At 32.2% G+C, this 20,828-nt stretch carries 21 protein-coding genes; 19 read left to right on the forward strand and 2 right to left on the reverse strand.

Going from position 1 to position 20,828, the window contains the following annotated elements; all coding sequences use genetic code 11:
• Nucleotides 1-5 precede the first annotated feature (5 nt).
• From B8963_RS04580 to B8963_RS04615, 8 genes are all read left to right on the forward strand, one after another.
• Nucleotides 6-1,445, forward strand: coding sequence for a rubredoxin (locus tag B8963_RS04580; protein WP_084060228.1), 1,440 nt, complete (start codon nucleotides 6-8; stop codon nucleotides 1,443-1,445).
• Nucleotides 1,446-1,901: 456 nt separating this feature from the next.
• Nucleotides 1,902-2,261, forward strand: coding sequence for a fructose 1,6-bisphosphatase (locus B8963_RS04590; RefSeq protein WP_084060229.1), 360 nt, complete (start codon nucleotides 1,902-1,904; stop codon nucleotides 2,259-2,261).
• A gap of 23 nt (nucleotides 2,262-2,284) precedes the next feature.
• Nucleotides 2,285-3,130: a cell envelope biogenesis protein OmpA gene (locus tag B8963_RS04595; RefSeq protein ID WP_084060230.1), complete on the forward strand. Its 846-nt coding sequence runs from the start codon at nucleotides 2,285-2,287 to the stop codon at nucleotides 3,128-3,130.
• On the forward strand, nucleotides 3,117-3,605 hold the full coding sequence (locus B8963_RS04600; RefSeq protein ID WP_084060231.1) for a Rab family GTPase: 489 nt from the start codon (nucleotides 3,117-3,119) through the stop codon (nucleotides 3,603-3,605). The genes B8963_RS04595 and B8963_RS04600 overlap by 14 nt, the downstream gene beginning before the upstream one ends.
• A gap of 1 nt (nucleotide 3,606) precedes the next feature.
• Entirely contained in the window at nucleotides 3,607-5,139 is a 1,533-nt protein-coding gene (locus tag B8963_RS04605; protein ID WP_084060232.1) for an ATP-binding protein, read from the forward strand.
• Between the two features lie 402 nt (nucleotides 5,140-5,541).
• Nucleotides 5,542-5,691 carry a hypothetical protein gene (locus B8963_RS15920; protein WP_159447275.1) on the forward strand — a complete coding sequence of 50 codons (150 nt, stop codon included), beginning with the start codon at nucleotides 5,542-5,544 and terminating at the stop codon, nucleotides 5,689-5,691.
• Between the two features lie 243 nt (nucleotides 5,692-5,934).
• Nucleotides 5,935-7,389 carry an SLC13 family permease gene (locus B8963_RS04610; RefSeq protein WP_084060233.1) on the forward strand — a complete coding sequence of 485 codons (1,455 nt, stop codon included), beginning with the start codon at nucleotides 5,935-5,937 and terminating at the stop codon, nucleotides 7,387-7,389.
• Between the two features lie 104 nt (nucleotides 7,390-7,493).
• On the forward strand, nucleotides 7,494-8,489 hold the full coding sequence (locus B8963_RS04615) for a DUF3829 domain-containing protein (RefSeq protein ID WP_084060234.1): 996 nt from the start codon (nucleotides 7,494-7,496) through the stop codon (nucleotides 8,487-8,489).
• Between the two features lie 65 nt (nucleotides 8,490-8,554).
• Here the strand turns inward: B8963_RS04615 and B8963_RS04620 are convergent, their stop codons facing one another.
• The gene (locus B8963_RS04620) at nucleotides 8,555-9,310 is read right to left on the reverse strand and encodes a sulfite exporter TauE/SafE family protein (RefSeq protein ID WP_084060235.1); all 756 of its coding nucleotides are present in this window, start codon (nucleotides 9,308-9,310) and stop codon (nucleotides 8,555-8,557) included.
• Between the two features lie 70 nt (nucleotides 9,311-9,380).
• On the opposite strand from B8963_RS04620, the gene B8963_RS04625 reads away from it, so the two are divergent.
• Nucleotides 9,381-10,472 (forward strand): acyltransferase family protein, encoded by a 1,092-nt coding sequence (locus B8963_RS04625; protein WP_084060236.1) that lies wholly within the window; start codon nucleotides 9,381-9,383, stop codon nucleotides 10,470-10,472.
• Between the two features lie 46 nt (nucleotides 10,473-10,518).
• A complete protein-coding gene (locus B8963_RS04630) occupies nucleotides 10,519-10,758 on the forward strand; it encodes a putative signal transducing protein (RefSeq protein ID WP_084060237.1) in 240 nt (79 codons plus the stop codon).
• Between the two features lie 2 nt (nucleotides 10,759-10,760).
• Here the strand turns inward: B8963_RS04630 and B8963_RS04635 are convergent, their stop codons facing one another.
• Nucleotides 10,761-11,351: a riboflavin synthase gene (locus B8963_RS04635; RefSeq protein WP_084060238.1), complete on the reverse strand. Its 591-nt coding sequence runs from the start codon at nucleotides 11,349-11,351 to the stop codon at nucleotides 10,761-10,763.
• Between the two features lie 57 nt (nucleotides 11,352-11,408).
• Here B8963_RS04635 and pdxA point away from each other — a divergent pair, with 57 nt between their 5' ends.
• The 9 genes from pdxA (at nucleotide 11,409) to B8963_RS04680 (ending at nucleotide 20,822) form a co-directional block, all read left to right on the forward strand.
• Nucleotides 11,409-12,464 (forward strand): 4-hydroxythreonine-4-phosphate dehydrogenase PdxA, encoded by a 1,056-nt coding sequence (gene pdxA, locus B8963_RS04640; RefSeq protein WP_084060239.1) that lies wholly within the window; start codon nucleotides 11,409-11,411, stop codon nucleotides 12,462-12,464.
• A gap of 156 nt (nucleotides 12,465-12,620) precedes the next feature.
• Complete coding sequence (locus B8963_RS04645; RefSeq protein WP_084060240.1) at nucleotides 12,621-13,157, forward strand: YceD family protein; 537 nt, start codon at nucleotides 12,621-12,623, stop codon at nucleotides 13,155-13,157.
• Between the two features lie 8 nt (nucleotides 13,158-13,165).
• Nucleotides 13,166-13,363: a 50S ribosomal protein L32 gene (gene rpmF / locus B8963_RS04650; protein WP_084060241.1), complete on the forward strand. Its 198-nt coding sequence runs from the start codon at nucleotides 13,166-13,168 to the stop codon at nucleotides 13,361-13,363.
• A 171-nt stretch (nucleotides 13,364-13,534) separates the two neighbouring features.
• Complete coding sequence (locus tag B8963_RS04655; protein ID WP_084060242.1) at nucleotides 13,535-14,533, forward strand: beta-ketoacyl-ACP synthase III; 999 nt, start codon at nucleotides 13,535-13,537, stop codon at nucleotides 14,531-14,533.
• 27 nt (nucleotides 14,534-14,560) lie between these two features.
• Nucleotides 14,561-15,058, forward strand: a complete 498-nt coding sequence (gene accB, locus B8963_RS04660) for an acetyl-CoA carboxylase biotin carboxyl carrier protein (protein WP_084060243.1) — start codon at nucleotides 14,561-14,563, stop codon at nucleotides 15,056-15,058.
• Between the two features lie 86 nt (nucleotides 15,059-15,144).
• Nucleotides 15,145-16,494: an acetyl-CoA carboxylase biotin carboxylase subunit gene (gene accC, locus B8963_RS04665; protein WP_084060244.1), complete on the forward strand. Its 1,350-nt coding sequence runs from the start codon at nucleotides 15,145-15,147 to the stop codon at nucleotides 16,492-16,494.
• A 174-nt stretch (nucleotides 16,495-16,668) separates the two neighbouring features.
• The gene (locus B8963_RS04670; protein ID WP_234989608.1) at nucleotides 16,669-17,373 is read left to right on the forward strand and encodes a hypothetical protein; all 705 of its coding nucleotides are present in this window, start codon (nucleotides 16,669-16,671) and stop codon (nucleotides 17,371-17,373) included.
• 26 nt (nucleotides 17,374-17,399) lie between these two features.
• Nucleotides 17,400-19,391, forward strand: coding sequence for a hypothetical protein (locus B8963_RS04675; protein WP_084060246.1), 1,992 nt, complete (start codon nucleotides 17,400-17,402; stop codon nucleotides 19,389-19,391).
• Between the two features lie 33 nt (nucleotides 19,392-19,424).
• Nucleotides 19,425-20,822 (forward strand): hypothetical protein, encoded by a 1,398-nt coding sequence (locus B8963_RS04680; protein ID WP_084060247.1) that lies wholly within the window; start codon nucleotides 19,425-19,427, stop codon nucleotides 20,820-20,822.
• Nucleotides 20,823-20,828 lie beyond the last annotated feature (6 nt).

Here is a 20,828-nt window from a genome sequence, read left to right on the forward strand (position 1 = left end):
GTATTATGAAGAACGACGATTTACATAGAATACTTTTAAAAGGAGGCGTAACATCGCCTGGAGAATTAAAAGATGTAATTATAATGTTAGAGTCTGCAGGACTTACTGAAGTATATTTTGGATCGCGCCAAGATTTACTATTTCCTTTACAAGATGCTAAGGAGGAGCAATTAGAAAGTATATCAAAATTTAATACCGATATCATTGGCGAACGTTCATACCAAAATATAGTTTCGTCTTATGTATGTGCAGATATTTTTGAGATGACACATTGGTTAAAAGGATCTACTTATTTGTACATTTTAGAGCGGTTCGATTATTTGCCAAAACTCAAAATTAATATTACCGATTCTAAACAGCGATTGGTTCCTATTTTTAGTGGTAATCTAAACTTTATTGCTTCAGAGAATGAAGACTATTGGTATTTAAATGTAAAATTACCACATTGGCAAACCGCGGCATATTATCCAGTTTTAATCTATAGTTGGGATATTACGAGTATTTCTAAAGCTATCGAGGCTGTATATGAAGATATTTCAGATGTAGATGAGCTATTCTTTATTCTAAATAAAAATTTAGATACCAATAATAAGTCTATGGAAAAGGAGCTAGAAGTACCTTACCTTACTTTTCCGTATTATGAAGGCATGAACCGTATGGGAATAGATCAATATTGGCTGGGTTTGTACTGGAGAAACAATAGGTACGATTTAAGTTTTCTGAAAGAATTTTGCGGATTTTGCTTGGATAACGGCGTTGGAAAAATTTGCATCACGCCATGGAAATCATTTATAGTAAAGGGTATTAAAGCGCAAAGTCGTCCTGATCTAGAGAAATTTTTAGGACAATGGGGAATAAATATTCGCCATTCGCAATTAGAAATGAACTGGCATTTACCAGTAGATGATATAGAGGCCCTAGAATTAAAAAAGTTTTTAGTATTAAGTTTTGATCAAAATGATATTAGCACCTATGGGCTCACCTTTGGATTGAGTAATGAAGCAGGAAAAAGAACGCATTTCTCATCTGTAATAATCGAAAAAAATACACCACCCACCATTGTGAAAAATTTTACAATTCGTCCTACGTATAATGTACTTCATTTTAAAAATTTTGACCCCAACACACAAGTTTATGAAGCGTATGCGCACGATGTAGATAAGATTGAGCTTCCAGGATTGTTAATGGAACTTAGTAAAAATTATTTTAAGCAACTGGGTCATGTGGAGAGTAAAAAGGAAATTGCCAATAAGGCTATAGATCGGTTAACTCGCGAGGTGTACCAATGTAGCTCTTGTTATACTGTTTATGATGAGGTTTATGGCGATGCCCAAGCCGAGATAGCAGCAGGCACACTATTTAATGACATTCCTGAAAATTATACATGTCCTGTTTGCGATAGTGTAAAAGCTAATTTTGAGAAAAAACTGTTACAGCTTTCGTAATCCAAGGAGCTTTGATGGCGTAATTAGATTTGCATAAAAACACCTTCTTAATACTAAAATAAAAAATGGTGTTTTATAATTCTTTTCTTTAATTAATTTTAAGACAAATTGTCCACGTAAAACGAGCTAAAGAAATTTTAAAGAAAAATTTCAATGAGTGTTGTAAATACCAACTAGATAAACACGGTAAATTAATAGGAGAATCAGATTGTTCTAAATGCTCAATCTAGCAAACTACTTTTCTGCTCCTAAAACAAGACTCCTTTCCGTTAAGCAACTTTTATTATTTTATACAAAGTCTACGGTTTGGTTGATGTTTGAGGTAAATTTAGTAGATTTGCCAACTATATCTATTTACAAAAATAGAATTAACTAACACATTGACACATATTTACAACGACAATTGTTGGACTTAAAGTTAAAAAAATCAACCTAAACAATTTTAAATCAAAGAAAATGTCAACAAATAATAAGGGGGTAATAGATTTAAATAAAAAAGACGACGAAACAGGATCAAAAATTGATCTGATTAAAAATATAATTTTTGGGGAAAATATTCAGGCTTATAATTCTGAATTTGAAGCACTTAAAAAAGATATTTTAGATAAGAAAAAGGCCTTAGAAGATTTAATTGAAGAAGTTCGTGTAGATCTTAATACTACCATAGATTCTGTGTCCACAGATGTTAACATTCGTATTACCGAATTAGAGGATAAATTAGAAGATAGAATAGAACAATTAGATTCTGAGAAACTAGATAAAAAATTACTAGGCAACTTACTTATAGAATTAGGAGAGAAAGTAAGCAAAAAATAGTTTTCTAAATTGATTTTATATATATGGTTGAGAGAGACAAAATAGAGCTTTTAAAAGACATTTTGTTCACTGATGACCGTGAATTTGCCGAAAAAATAGCTCGTAGAATAGAAACTATTGAGCACACTGTTAATGAACAAGAAAAGTTATCAGAAAAGGTAAAGCCAATTATTTTAAAACAGCTCGATGAGTTTGTAACAGAAATACCTACTACCCTAGGCCCTACTATAACGGCAACTTTAAAAGAAGAAATTCAAAAAAATAGAGACGGTATTGTCGATGCATTGTACCCAATTTTGGGGAAAATGATTAAAAAATATATTTCTCAAGAAATAAAATTACTTTCCGAAAAAATAAATAAACAACTATCAGCAAAACGCTGGACAACAAAATTCAAATCTTGGTTTACAGGCGTTAAAGAAGAAGATATTATCCTTAGTGAAACTTCATCTGCAAACATTGAGCAAGTGTTATTAATAGAAAGAGGTTCGGGTATATTAGCCGCAAGCTATTCTAAAACCGAAACGATTGATAAAGATATGATTTCCGGCATGCTTACCGCAATTAAGGGTTTTGTTGAAGATGCTTTTGGTCAGAAAAACCAAAATTTAGAGTTAATAGAATACGAATTGTATAATATACATCTTCAAAGTTTTGTATCGTATTATGTCGCTGTGGTTATTTCAGGAGATTACAACACAAAGGCTAAAGATAAAGTACAAGATTTAATATTTGATTTTTATGATGATTTTATGGGTAAAAACCTCGATAAAATTTTTAAATCATCCGATGAAAAAAGTAAAAAAATGATTGATCGAGAATCGTTGGAAAAAGAATTAGTGTTAAAATTTAGTAATGCAAGTATCTAAAAAAATTGTAGTCTTAGGACATTTTGGAGTGGGTAAAACTTCGTTAATTAGACGATTTGTAGAAGATAGTTTTTCCGATAATTATAAGGTTTCAATAGGCGTACACATTACAAAAAAAGTGGTAGAAATTTCTGTTGGTCATGAAATATCATTAATTCTATGGGATTTAGAAGGTACTGATGATTTAAAAACCATCAGAGACGCTTATCTGTTAGGTACTCATGGTGTTGTATTTGTTTTTGATGTAACACGGCCATCAACCTTTCAAGGTCTTAATACTGATTTAGAAATAGTAAAATCTAAAATGCCATCTTTACCATTGTTGGTGGTAGGTAATAAGGCAGATTTGGTGGTAAAAAAAGACCTAGAAGAAGTTTTAAGTAAAAATGCTATTGCAACAGATTTTTTAACAAGTGCTAAAACGGGAGATGCTGTAAATGATATGTTTTTAAAATTAGCAAAACTCCTAGATTAAGATGCTCAAAAAATATCAAGAAGCGTATACCACAAAGAATGTCCAGTTTGTTTTAACAGATTTAGCAGGGAATATTTTAGATTCAGATCAAACTTTTTTACCTATTAATAAAAAGGGAACCATCTATGATGTTCACCCATTTTTTTATTGTTTTTCTTCCATTGCTACAGACTTAAAAACCGAAGTTTTTTTTAGTTGTGTACATCTAAATTTTGATGGTAAAGCATATATTACAGATATAAAATTTATTAAAAAAGAAGAGGGCGTTTTAATAATTATATCGGACTATACACAGCATTATGAAGAATACCAAGCTATTGCCCAAGCAAGAAATGAATCTATTATAAATGGCGAACTCATAGCTATAAAAAATGCAGAGTTAGAAGAAAGAGAAAAATTTAAGAATTCATTTATTAGAAATTTTAGTCATGAATTAAGAAATCCGCTAACGAGTATAATTTCTATAACCAAAATAATATCAGACACAGAACTAACGGATCAGCAACAGAATATGTTGTCGTTTTTAAAGGAGTCTAATGCCAATTTAAAACTTTTACTCGATGATATTATGAGTATTAGTATGATTTCTTCAGGAAGATTAGTTCTAAGAAATAATGTTTTTAGCCTTCCACAAATGGTTGATCTTATTAACTTCACCTATAAGGCTAGAGCCAATGAAAGTGATCTACAGTTTGATATAAAAACTGATAAAAAAATACCTGAATTTGTTGAAGGAGATCGTTTGCGTTTATTCCAGATCATTACAAATTTGATAGATAACGCGTTTAAATACACGAATAGTGGAAAAGTAAATTTGGAGATACAATTTAATCAAAAAAGAGCGAATAAAATAAGTCTAAGGTTTGAGGTAAAGGACACTGGAATTGGCATTCCAGAAGATAAGATAGAAAGTATTTTCGAAAGTTTCTCTCAATTAAACCAGTCCTCCCTAAAATCTAAAGGAACAGGATTGGGCTTGTCTATTGTAAAGGGTTTATTGCATTTAATGAATAGTGAAATAAAAGTACAATCTAAGCCCGGTAAAGGTTCTACATTTTATTTTGATATTGTTCTTAAGCAGCCAATTCCTAATATGACAAAACCACAGGTTAAAATGGTGGCCAAAAAGAAGGAAACCATTTTAAAACTTAGATCTGATAAAAAGTATAAAATACTATTAGCAGAAGATGATATTAATGTGCAAACAGTGCTATTTAAGTTGCTATTAGATACAAAATATTTTTCTATTGATGTTGTAAGTGATGGAGCTTTGGTCATGGAACAATTAATAAATAATGAGTACGATTTGTTACTTATAGATATAAATTTACCTAATGTAACTGGAGACCAAGTTGCACGATTAATACGCGATTTTCCTTTTAAAAACATTAAAAACATCCCTATAATAGGTATAACTGCCTATGCATTCGAAGACAATCTTAAAACCTTAAAGTCTAGTGGTATGAATGCAATTTTATCTAAACCATTTGAACTTGAAGAGTTAATAGAAATACTTTTCAAATATTTAAAATAACAATAACTTAAAATAAGTAATTAGAAGGGCATTCCGTGATCACTATTCGGAATGCTTTTTTTGTTAGGAGCAAGTTTTTAAAAATTTTAATGTAAGAAAAAACGCGTTAAGATGTATTTCATCGATAAAAAACCACTCTATAACGAAGATTCTAATTAAGAAATTATACATTCTTCTTTCCGTTAAATGCAGATTACATTTACATCAGCAATAGTGAAACATTAAAAAGAACAACTTTAAAAGTACACTTATTCGAGAATTTTTATGAATATCACTTTTTTAATTACCGTATTATTTATTCTTAGTACAGCATCTTTTTTATATGCACTATATGTTATAGTTAGTTTATTTTATCAAAAAAAAAAGTAGTTCCAATCAACAAAAAAAGAGTAAGCATAAAAAATGAAGCAAATATCAATTTCAATACTAATGGGTATAATGTGTATCGCAGCCTGGATTATTGCGGCACCAGTTTTAGCTCAAAAAAATACAAAAATTGAAAGAGAAAAAGTTGAAATAGCGAGTGAAGCACAAACACTAACCATGTTATAAAAGTGCAAAAACAATAACAAACGTAATACCTAAAATGGTTGTATAAGTAAAGTGTTTGTTATGTTCCCCTAAGGGTATTTTGAAAGCAATTTCAAATACCCTTTTTTTTATTTCTATTGTTGAAACAACACCAAAAACTAAAAATCAAATAACTTACCTATCTTTATTAAATTGATGTAATTATTATTGTACTTGGCACATTTTTGAATGGCCAAATTATACTTTATAATCAGCTAATTTAATATGAATTTTACCCGAAAAACTGCAGCACTACTCTTAGGCCCATTATTGTTTATTGCCTTATTATTTCTAGACCCTCCTTCTGGTATGTCCAAAGAGGCTTATTTAATGTTGGCAATTACTATATGGATAGCTATTTGGTGGATTTCGGAGGCAATACCCATTGCGGTAACTTCTTTACTCCCTATTGTGCTTTTTCCTTTATCTGGAATATTAGATGTAGGCGAAACTACAGCGGCTTTTGGAGATAAATATGTCTTTTTGTATTTAGGGGGGTTTATATTGGCAATTGCTATTGAAAAATGGAACCTGCATAAACGTATAGCTTTAAATATAATAAATCTTATAGGCACTAATATCTATCGGATTATTTTAGGATTTATGGTTGCCACCGCGTTTTTATCCATGTGGATTTCTAATACCGCAACGGCTGTAATGATGTTGCCAATGGCTATGTCTATAGTTTCTGAATTAAAAGACAATCCGAATACTATTGAAAACGAGAACATTATTTTCGGTAAAGCGGTAATGTTAGGTATAGCCTACGCCGCATCAATAGGTGGTATTGCTACTTTAATAGGTACGCCACCTAATTTGGTTTTTGCAGGTTTTGTTCAAAAAACTTACGGGATAGAAATCTCTTTTTGGCAATGGATAAGATTTGGATTACCTATCTCAATAATTATGTTAGCAATTGCTTGGGTTTATTTAACTCGTGTTGCTTTTAAGTTTAAACAAATAGAATTTCCTGGAGGTAAACAAGAAATTAATAGGTTGTTGGCTCAATTAGGTCCAATGAAAAAAGAAGAAAAGTTGGTTTTAGCAGTTTTTATTTTAACAGCCTTTTGTTGGATTACTAGATCATTTATACTGCAAAAATTGGTTCCAAGTATGGATGATACTTCTATTGCTATTGGAGCTGCCATCTTATTATTTTTATTACCCTCAAGTTCTCCAAAAAAGCCGCTAATTGTTTGGGAAGATGCAATAAAAATTCCATGGGGAATTATTCTTCTTTTCGGTGGAGGAATGGCATTAGCTTCAGGTTTTCAGACGACAGGATTGGCAGTTTGGTTAGGAAACCAAATGAGTTTATTAGAAGGTATATCACTATTTCTTTTAGTATTAATCATAGTAGCATCAGTAAATTTTTTAACCGAAGTAACCTCCAATTTAGCAACCGCAGCCATGCTAATGCCTATTTTGGCACCATTAGCTTTAAACTTAAATATAAATCCGTTTATATTAATGGTTGCCACAACTGTTGCAGCTTCATGTGCTTTTATGCTTCCGGTAGCAACCCCGCCTAATGCCGTAGTGTTTGGGTCCGGATATTTAAAAATCTCCGATATGATAAAAACTGGATTTTGGCTTAATGTAATATCTATACTACTATTAACACTTATGGTATATTATGTTTTACCATTACTTTGGAATTTAGATAAAATGGCTCAGTAACTGAAAACAGGGGTTTCAATAAACACGGTAAATTGGTGTTAGTTATTCAAAAACAAAGCATAATTTTGATTTAGATAATAACACTAAACAAAAACCATTTGAGCATGAAAAAAATAGTTATTTCAATCTGTAGCATTGCATTACTAGTATCAAGTTGCGGAGATTCTAAAGAAAAGAAGGTGGACGCATCTGGTAAAACTATTGCTACCTCTATACCTGAGAGTCAGTTTGAATCTGCAGAATTTATTGATAAATATAATGCCTACATCGATTTTGGAAATTCTTTTCCTAAAAGTGTAATCAGTTCCAGCGACAGTTATTTTAGATGGGCAGATTATGAAAATGGGCCAAAAGGTGCAAAAAACCCAAGTGGGATTACTACAATTTATAACTATCCGTTGGAAAAATTAGCAAAAGCTTTTGAAAAAGGCCCTGAAATAAAAGAAATAGATGGGTTAATGAAAATTGTCTATGATAAAGCCATAAAATTACAAGCAACAGTTCAAGAGGCAAATGATTATTATGATATTCAGGATTATAAAGATGATAATTTCGAGAAAGGTGAACTATTTCATAAAAGATTAGTGGTAGATTTTGAAGAGTATTACAAAGCTTATGATACCATGAATGCAGAGTTTCAAGTTCTACAAAACGAACTATTTGTTTATGATGCCGAAAAGTATAAAAAGAATGGTGAACTTATTAAGTACGATCTGATGATGAGTTTACACGAAGCTGAAGGGGTATTGTTTTTAATTGGCAATTTAGATGGGCCTGATTTAAAAACTATAGATCTAAATAAATACGACAGCGGTATGGCTAATTTTAGAAAAATATATGACGAATTAGTAGAATTTAGTACTAATGAAGAACAACTAAAAAAGGAGTTAACTGGAAACGTATTTTCTGAATCAAAATATAAAGAATACTTGAAAGACTGTGCAGATTTTATTAGAGAGTCTAGAACACTGAAAGAGCGTATTGAAAAAAACGACTTTAAATACAGTATTGTACACCCAAATATTCCGGATAAAGGCTCACCAACGAAGCTTAGTAAAATTTATAGCGAAATGATTAGCGATTATAATGGTATGATGTAACCCGAGAAATAACAAGTCTAAAAGCGCATAAAATAAAATTTATGCGCTTTTTTATGATGTAACTTTTATCTAATTAAAATTAACATGGCGCCGACAGCCGTCAACACAAGAATCATTTTTCTGTAAAAATCATCCTTAATAATTTTCACTAAGCGTACACCAATAAATAAGCCAATAAAAATGGCAGGAGCCAATTTAAGGTTAATCATTAAAGTTTCAGGAGTAATGGTTTTCCAAACAAAAACATGAAAGGGTAGTTTAAAAACATTTACTATAAAAAACAACCAGGCAGCCGTACCAATAAATTCATTTTTTGGTAAGCGCATAGCTAAGAAAAATATATTTGAGAAGGCACCAGCAAGGTTTCCAATCATAGTGGTAATACCTGCTAAAATTCCCATAGTTCCCGCAAATGCCCAATGCGTTGGCACTTTTTTAGATTTTCTTTGATCCCACCAATACATCATTAGTACACTTCCGAGAATAATAAATGCCATGCCATATTTAAAGGTCTCTTCGTCAAGGTCTTTACCAATTAAAACACCTATAAGCACCCCAAAAATCATCCAAGGCAAAAACCTAAAAATATAACTCCATTGCGCGTGTCGGTTATAATAGATTACGGCAAATATATCGCCCACAATTAATAGTGGAACAATAAGACCTGTAGATTCCCTAGCCCCAAAAGCTAATGCCATTAAGGTAACTATAATAATAGCAATACCTTTAATTCCCGATTTTGATATTCCTAATATCATAGCCGCTAAAAAAGCCAATATCCAAGATGAACTAGAAATAAATAGAGGTAGCGTTAATAACATGAAGCATTTTTCGGTTGGCATACAAAAGTATTGCAAAATAGTTAACTTTAGGTAAAATCTAAAAAAGCATATGAAAGACAGAATACTTGCGGTGGACATTTTTAGAGGAATGACTATTGTTTTAATGATTTTAGTGAATAACCCAGGTACTTGGGCTAATGTGTATGGCCCTTTTTTACATGCCGATTGGCATGGTTATACCCCAACAGATTTAGTTTTCCCCTTCTTTTTATTCATAGTAGGCACCTCCATAGTGTTCTCATATACAAGCAAAGAAGTAACATTACTCACCTATAAGAAAATCTCCGTTAGAAGTTTAAAATTAATTGGCTTAGGACTCTTTTTAGGCGCTTTTACTTTCTCTTTTCCGTTTTTTAAAGACTTCTCTGAGATTAGATTTCCAGGAGTTTTGCAACGTATAGGTGTCGTTTTCTTTGTAACTGCCATTTTGTTTGTTAATCTAAATTGGAAAAAATTAATAGCAACTGCCGTTGTAATACTTATTGGTTATTGGATTGCAATGGCATTTATACCAGTTCAAGGTTTAGCCTCTACTTTTGATCGCGCGCCAAATAATTTAGCAAACTATGTAGATTTGAATGTTTTAGGCAGCCATATGTGGAAGAATGATTATGACCCAGAAGGAATTTTGAGTACCATTCCAGCAATTGCAAGTTGTATGTTAGGAATTTTCACTGGCTTAATATTGCTTTCAAAACAGCAAAAAAAGACAACCCTATTAATAGGTCTTGGAGGTTCGTATTTAATTATTGGGCATTTGTGGGATATTTTTTTTCCAATCAACAAAGCCCTTTGGACAAGTAGTTTTGTTTTGGTAACCGCAGGTTGGGCAAACTTATTCTTAGCACTAATTTATTATATAACCGATATAAAAAAGATTCAGTTTGGAAGTTTATTTCGGTATGCAGGCGCAAATGCAATAACCGTATTTTTCTTATCTAGTTTTATTGCGAAAACTTTTGGTTTAATAAAAGTAAATTCTGAATGTACATCATTACATGCGTGGCTTTTTAATACCATTTATGTTCATGATTTTATGTCGATGCAATTATCATCATTATTATATGCAGTTACCGTTATGAGCTTTTACCTTTGGGTTGCCTACTATTTATATAAGAGACAAATTTTCATAAAAGTTTAGGTTTGTATACCAGAAATTCTATCTTTAAAAATAAAGGGGTTTTCTTATGAAAAATACAGATAGATACACAAAAATTTATAGCGGCAACCAAGTGTCCGTTATTTTATTAAAAGGATTATTACAAGAAGCAGCTATTGCCGTAATTGAAAAAAATGAACAAAATTCTGGCGTTATTGCTGGTTTTGTAGGCGGAACACAATCAACCATATCCTTATCCGTACAAGAGTTTGATAAGGCAAAGGCAGAAAAAATAGTTGCAGCCTTTAAAGCACAAGAAACTAAGTAGCTTTAACTTCTTGTTTGCATTAATTTGGCAACATACTTGCCAATAACATCAAACTCCAAATTAACAACTGTACCCACTTTGTAGGTGTTAAACCTTGTGTGCTCATAGGTGTAAGGTATAATGGCAACACTAAACGTATTAGTTCCAGAGTTTACAACTGTTAAGCTTGTACCATCTATGGTAATAGATCCCTTCTCTATAGTTGGATTATTAAGAGCGGCATCATACTCGAAAGTAAAAAACCAACTACCGTTCTTTTCTTCTATAGATTTACAAACCCCTGTTTGATCAACATGCCCTTGTACAATATGTCCATCTAATCGAGATCCTAAAATCATCGCGCGCTCTAAATTTACAAAAGCACCTACATTTAAATGATTTAAGTTGGTTTTCTGTAGCGTTTCTTCAATAGCAGTAACAGTATAGGTATTATCTTTTATAGCTACCACAGTTAAACACACCCCATTGTGTGCAACACTTTGATCTATTTTTAGCTCCGAGGTCAAATCTGATTGTATGGTTATATGAAGATTGGCACCTTCTTTTTGCAAAGCTTTGACTTCTCCTAAAGTTTCAATTATTCCCGTAAACATGTGTCGTTTTAATTAACTAATTTTGCAATGTAAAATTACTATAAACCCATAATATAAATGGAGGAAAGACAAAAAATAAAAGTAGGGATATCTATTGGCGATTTAAACGGAATCGGTTGTGAGGTAGTTCTTAAAACTTTTGAAGATTCTAGAATGTTAGATTTTTGCACTCCAATAATTTTCGCGTCGAATAAAACTATATCATATCAAAAGTCCGAATTAGGACTTGAAATTAATTACAACGGTATTCAAGAAGCTTCTAAGGCCTTAGAGGGCAAGATAAATGTGGTGAATGTATGGAGAGAAATACCAGCAATAAATTTTGGAGAGGCTACTAAAGAAGGAGGCGATTACGCTATAAAATCTTTAAAAGCAGCGGTAACTGCATTAAAAAATGGCGAGGTAGATGTTTTAGTAACCGCACCTATAAATAAAAACAACATACAAGCCGAAGATTTTAAGTTTCCCGGTCATACAGATTATTTGGCTCAAGAACTAGAAGGAGAAAGTTTAATGTTTATGGTGACTGATGAACTTAAAGTTGGGTTACTCACAGACCATATTGCAGTGAAAGATGTGGCACAAGCCATAACACCAGAACTGATAAAAAGTAAAGTTGCTACAATAGAAAAATCATTAAAAATAGATTTTGGAATCAGCAAACCAAAGATTGCTCTTTTAGGCATAAATCCGCATAGTGGTGATAATGGAATAATTGGCCAAGAGGATGATGCTATTTTAAAACCAGTAATAAAAGAAATTTCAGAATCAGGCACTTTGGTGTATGGCCCTTATTCAGCAGATAGTTTTTTTGGTTCTGACGGATTCAAAAAATTTGACGCGATACTTGCGGCCTATCATGATCAAGGATTAATTCCGTTTAAAACCCTCTCATTTGGCAAGGGAGTTAATTATACAGCAGGATTAAATAAAGTTCGCACCTCTCCGGATCACGGAACGGCTTATGAAATTGCAGGAAAAGGAAAAGCAGACCATAGTTCGTTTAAAGAAGCAGTTTTTACTGCAATAGAAATATTTAGAAATAGAGAAGAGTTTACAGAATTGACGGCAAATCCGCTTAAAAAATCGCGTTTAAAACGAGAATTTAGATAAAACGAATACTTGTAAAATATTTTTTAGTTAATTTCATTAATAAATACAGCCTTTTAGAGCACTTATACAAAATAAGCTAAAAAGTTGGGTTTTAGTAAAATAATAGTATCTTTGCACCCGCCTTTACGTGGCAGGAGCACTAATTAAGTGTCAAACATGAAGAAGCATAAAGAGTTTGTGATTCCTTTTTCAGGATTGAAGCAAGGAAAACATGAATTTGATTTTGAGATAGATAATACGTTCTTTGAATCTTTTGAATACAATGAATTTAATGGTGCAGCAATTAATTTGCTTGTACTTTTAAATAAGTCAAGTACAATGTTGGAGTTAGAAATGACTGCAAATGGTACTGTAAATGTATATTGCGATGTCACTAACGAGCCATATGACCAAGCTATAGAAGCTAATTTAGATTTAGTAGTAAAGTTTGGTGACGAGTTTAACGATGATAATGATGAAATATTGATTCTGCCTCATGGCGAATTTCAAGTGAATATTTCGCAATATGTATATGAAATGTTAGTATTAGCAGTGCCTTTAAAGAAGGTTCATCCAGGAGTTTTGGATGGCACTTTAGAATCTGAAGCATTAGCAAAGCTAGATGAATTGCATCCAAAAGAAGTAAAAGAAAACAAGAATAAAGAAACGGATCCTAGATGGGATTCATTAAAAAAGTTATTAACGGATAAATAAGTTGTAAAATGGCACATCCAAAACGGAAGATTTCCAAAACAAGAAGAGACAAAAGAAGAACACATTATAAGGCTGTTGCCCCTACTCTTGCAAAAGACCCAACAACTGGTGAAATGCATTTATATCATAGAGCACACTGGCACGAAGGAAAACTTTACTACAGAGGTCAAGTTTTAATTGATAATACTGAAGAAGCAGTTGCTTAATTAGTATATTATGATAATATATAGACTCCCACTTAAAAACAAGTGGGAGTTTTTTTATGACATTAAGCGAAAATAAAAACAAGAGGTTTTAAGGGAAAAAGTCATAAAAAATCACTAATTTTCACCAAATTTGTTGCTTTTTTAAACTTTTCAGCACAAAAATGTTTGTAAATGAGTAAACTATCAGCAGCCATAACGGCAGTAGGGGCATATGTTCCCGAATTCGTATTGACCAATAAAATGTTAGAAGAACTAGTAGATACTAATGATGAATGGATCACTACTAGAACAGGAATTAAAGAAAGAAGAATTCTTAAAAAAGAAGGCGCGGGAACTTCTTACATGGCAATAAAGGCTGCTCAAGATCTTATAAAAAAACGCGGTATTGATCCTAAGGAAATAGATTTAATAATGGTGGGGACTGCAACACCAGATACTCTAGTTGCGTCAACTGCCGCATATGTAGCATCAGAAATTGGAGCCACTAATGCTTTTGCCTTTGACTTATTAGCCGCATGCTCAAGTTTTTTGTTCGGGATGTCAACAGCTGCAGGGTTTGTTGCATCAGGGCGTTACAAAAAGGTATTGTTAATAGGAGCCGATAAAATGTCATCGATATTAGATTATACCGATAGAACTACTTGTATTATATTTGGTGATGGAGCGGGAGCTGTGCTTTTTGAGCCTAATACAGAAGGTTTAGGGCTACAAGATGAATATTTAAGATCTGATGGATCAGGAAGAGCTTTTTTAAGCATGAATGCAGGAGGGTCTATAATGCCAGCTACTGAAGAAACCGTAAAAAATAAGCAACATTTTATTTTCCAAGAAGGGAAAACAGTGTTTAAATTCGCAGTATCTAATATGGCGGAAGCTGCTGCAAAAATTATGGAACGCAATAATTTATCTCATGAAGATGTATCTTGGCTTGTACCACACCAAGCAAATAAGAGAATCATTGATGCAACTGCAAATAGAATGGGATTGAGTGATGATAAGGTAATGATGAATATTCAAAAATATGGAAATACAACATCAGCTACCTTACCTTTATTATTAAACGATTATGAAAGCCAATTACAGAAAGGTGATAATCTTGTTTTTGCTGCCTTTGGAGGTGGTTTTACTTGGGGATCAATTTATTTAAAATGGGCTTATAACAGCAAATAAAAAACAACTAAATTAAACTAGAACTCGATGGATATTAAAGAAATTCAAAGCTTGATTAAATTTGTGGCCAAATCTGGCGCAAGCGAGGTTAAATTAGAGATGGAAGACATCAAAATAACCATTCGTACCGGAGCTGCAGGTTTTACTTCAGAACCTACAACATATGTACAACAGTTACCTATGTCATCACATGCCCCAATGATGCAACAAGCACCACAAGCGACTACTGAAAATAATCCAGCTGTTGAGATAGCGGCAAAAACGGAAAAAGATGAAAATGCAAAATACATCACTATTAAGTCGCCAATAATTGGTACTTTTTATAGAAAATCATCTCCAGATAAGCCTGTATTAGTTGAGGTTGGTAGTACAATTAATAAAGGAGATGTTCTTTGTGTTATAGAAGCAATGAAACTTTTTAATGATATAGAATCAGAAGTTTCAGGAAAAATCGTGAAGGTACTTGTTGATGATTCTTCACCTGTAGAATTTGATCAGCCATTGTTTTTGGTAGATCCATCATAAGAAATTTTATGTGCTAAGTTTTAAATGGTTGTTCTCAACCATTTAGAATCATTTAAGATTTAGAGTTAAATTTAAAATTTCAAAAGATGTTCAAGAAAATATTAATTGCAAACAGAGGTGAAATAGCGCTTAGAATTATTAGAACCTGTAAAGAAATGGGAATTAAAACTGTTGCAGTTTATTCCAAGGCAGATGAAGAAAGTTTGCATGTGAGATTTGCAGATGAAGCAGTATGTATAGGGCCAGCAGCCAGTAGTGAGTCTTATTTAAAAATTCCGAATATAATAGCTGCGGCAGAAATTACCAATGCTGATGCCATCCACCCAGGCTACGGATTTTTATCTGAAAATTCTAAATTTTCTAGAATTTGTGCAGAACACGACATTAAATTTATTGGTGCCTCAGGCGATCAAATAGACAAAATGGGTGATAAGGCTACCGCTAAAGAAACCATGAAAAAAGCTGGGGTGCCCTGTGTACCTGGCTCAGATGGTTTACTTAAAAACGTGGAAGATGCTAAAAAAGTTGCAAAAAAAATGGGGTATCCTGTTATGATAAAAGCAACTGCAGGGGGTGGCGGTAAAGGTATGCGTGCTGTTTGGAGCGAAGATAAAATGGAAGACTTATACAATAGTGCAGTACAAGAGGCTTCTGCAGCATTTGGTAATGGCGCCATGTATATGGAGAAACTTATTGAAGAGCCACGCCATATTGAAATACAAATTGTGGGGGATCAATACGGCAAAGCCTGTCATTTATCAGAAAGAGATTGTTCTGTTCAACGTCGTCATCAAAAGCTTACAGAAGAAACACCTTCTCCGTTTATGACTGATAAACTTAGAGAAGACATGGGAGCTGCCGCTGTTAAAGCTGCAGAGTATATAAAATACGAAGGAGCAGGTACCATTGAGTTTTTGGTTGATAAGCACCGTAATTTCTATTTTATGGAAATGAATACACGTATTCAAGTTGAGCACCCAATTACAGAACAAGTAATTGATTACGATTTAATACGTGAGCAAATATTAGTTGCAGGTGGTGTTCCAATTTCTGGAAAAAATTATTTGCCAAAACTACATTCAATTGAATGTAGAATTAATGCAGAAGATCCTTATAATGGTTTTAGACCATCTCCGGGAAAAATAACAACGTTACATACACCAGGAGGGCATGGGATACGATTAGACACTCATGTATATAGTGGTTATACTATTCCGCCTAATTACGACTCAATGATTGCTAAGTTAATTACAACTGCGCAAACAAGAGAGGAAGCAATTAATAAAATGAAACGTGCTTTAGATGAGTTTGTCATAGAAGGTATAAAAACAACAATACCTTTCCATAGACAGTTAATGGATCATCCAGATTATTTAGCCGGTAATTACACTACAAAATTCATGGAAGATTTTGTTATGAATCCTCCTACTGAATAAGAAATAAAAAAACTCCGGCTACATAATAGTCGGAGTTTTTATTTTTTAACTTCTATTTTTTCACGGAATACAGGGAGTAAGTATATAATTAATTGTTTTTTCTTTGTTTTTATCAAAGGAAAATAAAATAATTATTCTTACAATATGTAACATTATTTTAAGTTAGCATACTTAATGTATAGAATTAGAACTATGATTAAAAAGTTTACACAATACGTTTTATTGGTCTTCTCGTTAACATTTTGCACAAGTTGTTTTGAAATTTTAGAGGAAATAAATCTAAATGAAAATGGAAGTGGATCCATGTTGGTTACTTTTAATTTAAGTAAGAGTAAGACTAAACTAGCCTCAATTATGCTACTAGATAGTGTTAATGGCTATAAAGTTCCGTCTAAAGATGATATTAATTTGGCCTTAAAAGATGCTGAGAATCATTTAAAAACTATAAAAGGTATCACCAATATTAAAAAAACAGCGGATTACCAGAATTATATTTTTACACTTTCTTGTGATTTTGATAAGGTAGCCAATTTAGATGCTGTTTTTCAAGATTTAATTAAGCAACAAAACAAAAAGGAGAAAACCAATTTCAACACCTCAAATTTTTCTTATAATTCTGATACTAATAATTTTCAGCGATTGTTTTCCTATGATTCTAATATTAAAAAGTCATTCTATAAATTAAAAGGAGAAGACCGTAAAATTTTCAATGACGCATCGTACACCAGTATTTATCGATTTAAGAATTCAGTAAAAAGTGTTTCAAACACTAACGCCAAAGTATCTCCAAATAAAAAAGCAGTGCTTTTAAATATTGATGCTATGTCATTAATTTTAGGAGAAAAAAGCGTCGCAAATACCATTCAATTATCTAAATAACCATAAAATACCTAAATATTATTTTAATGAAAAAAGCCATACTTTTTACCAGTTTTTGTTTAACAGCAATGTTCGTCTCGGCACAAGACCTAATATCAAAAATACCTAGTAATGCGAGTGCTGTTGTTGCATTGAAAGGTAAGAATTTTACAGAATTAGTAACCACTACCGAATTTGAAAATTCTAAATTGGGGAATCTGTTTTTTAAAGAACTAACAAAGAAAACTGACGGTAAGGTTACTAACTTAGAATCATTAGGAGTAGATGTAGAACAAAATTTCTACTATTTTCTACAAAATGAGGAAGGTAGTTTAACCCATACATTTCTTGTTCCGTTAAAAAACAAAGAGAATATTGTTGCATTACTACCTAAAAGAACCCAAGAAAGAGTGGAGGCAGACGGTAATATTTCTTACTTCACAGATTTATACGATGCAGCGGTAACCATGTGGAATAATGAAACTTTAATTATGGTTATTTATCAAGAAGCGAATACTTATGATGACTATGGTTATGATGACTTTTATGGCTATGATGATTACACTATTACCGAAGAAGCTGCTGATGCAGTAGAGGCTACAGAAGATGATATGGATGGTGTAATAGAGGATGTTGTGGAAGATGCCGCAGAAGTTGTTGCAGTTGAAGAGGAAATTGTCGTAGAGGAAATTGAAGATGATGAAGAGTATATTGAAGAAACAGTTATTGAATCTACGGAGTCTGAGTACGATGAAAATGGGTACTATAATGAGGACTACTATAACGATGACTATTATAAAAAACAAGAAGAAAGAAGACTAGAAAGAGAGGCTAAACAAGAAGAAAGAAGAAAAGAGAACCTTGTTACAGTTATAGAAAAGGCGAAGTCTATTCTTACTGGGAATTATGCTCAAAGAAGTATTTTGAGTAATAAAGATTATGTCTCAAGCATAGGATCTGATAAGGAAGAAGCATCATTTTGGATTAATGATTTTGGCAGTTTGTACATGGAAGCAATGCCAGCAATTTTTGGAAGTAGTGGCATAAACAATCCTTATGCTATGTTCAATTTTGATAGACTTTACGGAGGCATGTCCTTAACTTCAAAATTAAATTTTGAAGAAGATAAAGCATCTATGAAAACTATTTACAAAATGAATGATGAAATGGCTCAATACCATAAAGCAATGTATAATGGTAAAATGAACAGCAATTTCTTTAAATACTTTAATGAAGACCAAATTCAAGGATATTTTGCAGTGAATGCAAGTACAGAAGGTACCTTAAAAGCTTATCCACAAATGATTGACGCTATGTTTTCTGGAGTGGAAGAAAGCAATTTACAAGATATTGTGCCAATTACAACTAGGTTTATTTCTTTATTGTTAGATGAAGAGGCTATTGCAAGGATTATACGAGGCGATATGTTGTTTGTTATGAATGGGATAGAACAAAAGGAAGTTACGTATACCACTTATGAGTATGATGAAAATTATGAAAGTACGGAGGTTACAAAAACCAAGATGGAAACAATTCCTAATTTTCTATTTATGGTTACCTCAGAGGAAAAAGAAATTTTCGATCGTTTAATGCGTATTGGTGCCAAAGAAGGTGTTGTGACATTCGAAAATGGATTCTACCAATTAAATATTCCAGATGTACCCTTTAGCTTAAATATGTTATTTAAAGGAAATACATTATTAATTGGTAATTCGGCTAAAGATCTAATGGCCATTAGTAATGGTTCTTTTAATGCTAAGGTTTCATCTAAGCATAAAAAACTAATTGCAAAAAACTCTGGCTGTATTTATATAAATGGCAAGTATATTGCTAAAAGTATTCCTTCAGATATGGTACCTGAAGCCTATAAAGAAAAACTTAATTATATTTCTGACAATGTTGAAGACATAGAATTTAAGGTGGGAAAAATGAAGGGTAATGTACTAGAAGGAGAGTTCATTTTGAACACCCCAAAAGGTAAAGGACACAAAAATAGCTTAGCTTATTTTATCAATATGATTGATGCCTTGATGGAGTAGTTTTTTAAAAATGGAGTACAATTAGCGTTAAATATGAAAAAGTTGCTCAAAATAACCCTATCACTTATAATTTTATTCGTGATAGGATATTTTATATATACATTTTATCAAAAACGAGCTATAGTAAAAGGGGTAGTACATATAGAGGCTGAGAGTGTTCTGAAAATAGGAATCCATGACATTAAGAAAACACTTCTTGTAGATTTAATTTCCTCTCCTGGTTATTACTGGAATAATGCCAAATTCTCTCAAAGCAAAAAAGATAAAGACTCAGTTGAAACAGATGGAAAAGGGATAGACTTTGAGCCTTATTCTATGGTGTTTTATACCATGAAGAATCAGCAAAACACCTATTTTTCTACGCTAAAAATTGATGATTCTGAAGCGTTTGAGATATACATTTTAGATTATTTAAAGAAGAAAAATTCTAGTATTGAAAATGCACAATATAAATATGCCATTGACAAAAAGTCTAAATTAGTATTTGCTTGGACATCTAACAAACTTGCGATTGCTTTAAGTTTAGACCCGTCATTCGAGAAATGCCAACCTGTTTTTGATGATGTTTTATTAAATGATAAGCTTATCTACGACACTAATAATTCATATTTAAAACGAATAATTTCTTCTGATAGTCATATCACTTATCTTAATGAGGATAACGAAATGACTATCAATTTTCTTGATGGAAAGGCGATTATTTCAGGATTATGGCACACTAGTACACCTTATAAATTTAAATCCCAGATTCAATATACTGCAATTCCAGATGCATCATTATTGTTTTATTTAGACGCTAATTTTCAAAATGAAGAAAATCGAAAATGGGTTTCCACGTTTTTAGATGGTATTTCATTTTTCGAAAAAAACAACCTTAATTCGGTTTCTTTAACCGATCAAATGAACGGAGTAATAAGCCTTTCAATTAAGGATGCCACCATGCAATCAGACACGATTATTACGTATGAATATGATGATAATTTTGAAAAAGTAACAACAAAATCGCTTCAAGAAAAACGAGCACCAGTAGTGGTCTTGAGTGTTGGTGCACATAGGGGATTAAATAGTTATTTAATAGAACAGGGGGCCTTAGAGAATAACATTTTAAAAGCAATTCCGTATTATACTTTTTATGCTCAAGAAGATTCATTAAATTCAGTTTTTAGTACAGTAAAGCATAACCAAACACTTGAAAGTAAAACGGGCAGTTATTTTTTTAATTTGGATGTAGATTTTGAAAACCTACAGAAAGATCTTGAAATACCCAAAGGGGAAAAAGTAAGTACATTGTTAGAATCCTTAAGAATAAGTGCAAGACAAGAATCTAAAGATACCATTATACTAAAAGGAAAACTGTTGGGTAAAACACCGCATATAAACATCATTTCTCAATTGTTTTTTGGATTACAAGAACAAGATTCTATTCGTTAATTAATT

Source organism: Cellulophaga tyrosinoxydans, from assembly GCF_900176415.1.
GTDB lineage: Bacteria > Bacteroidota > Bacteroidia > Flavobacteriales > Flavobacteriaceae > Cellulophaga > Cellulophaga tyrosinoxydans.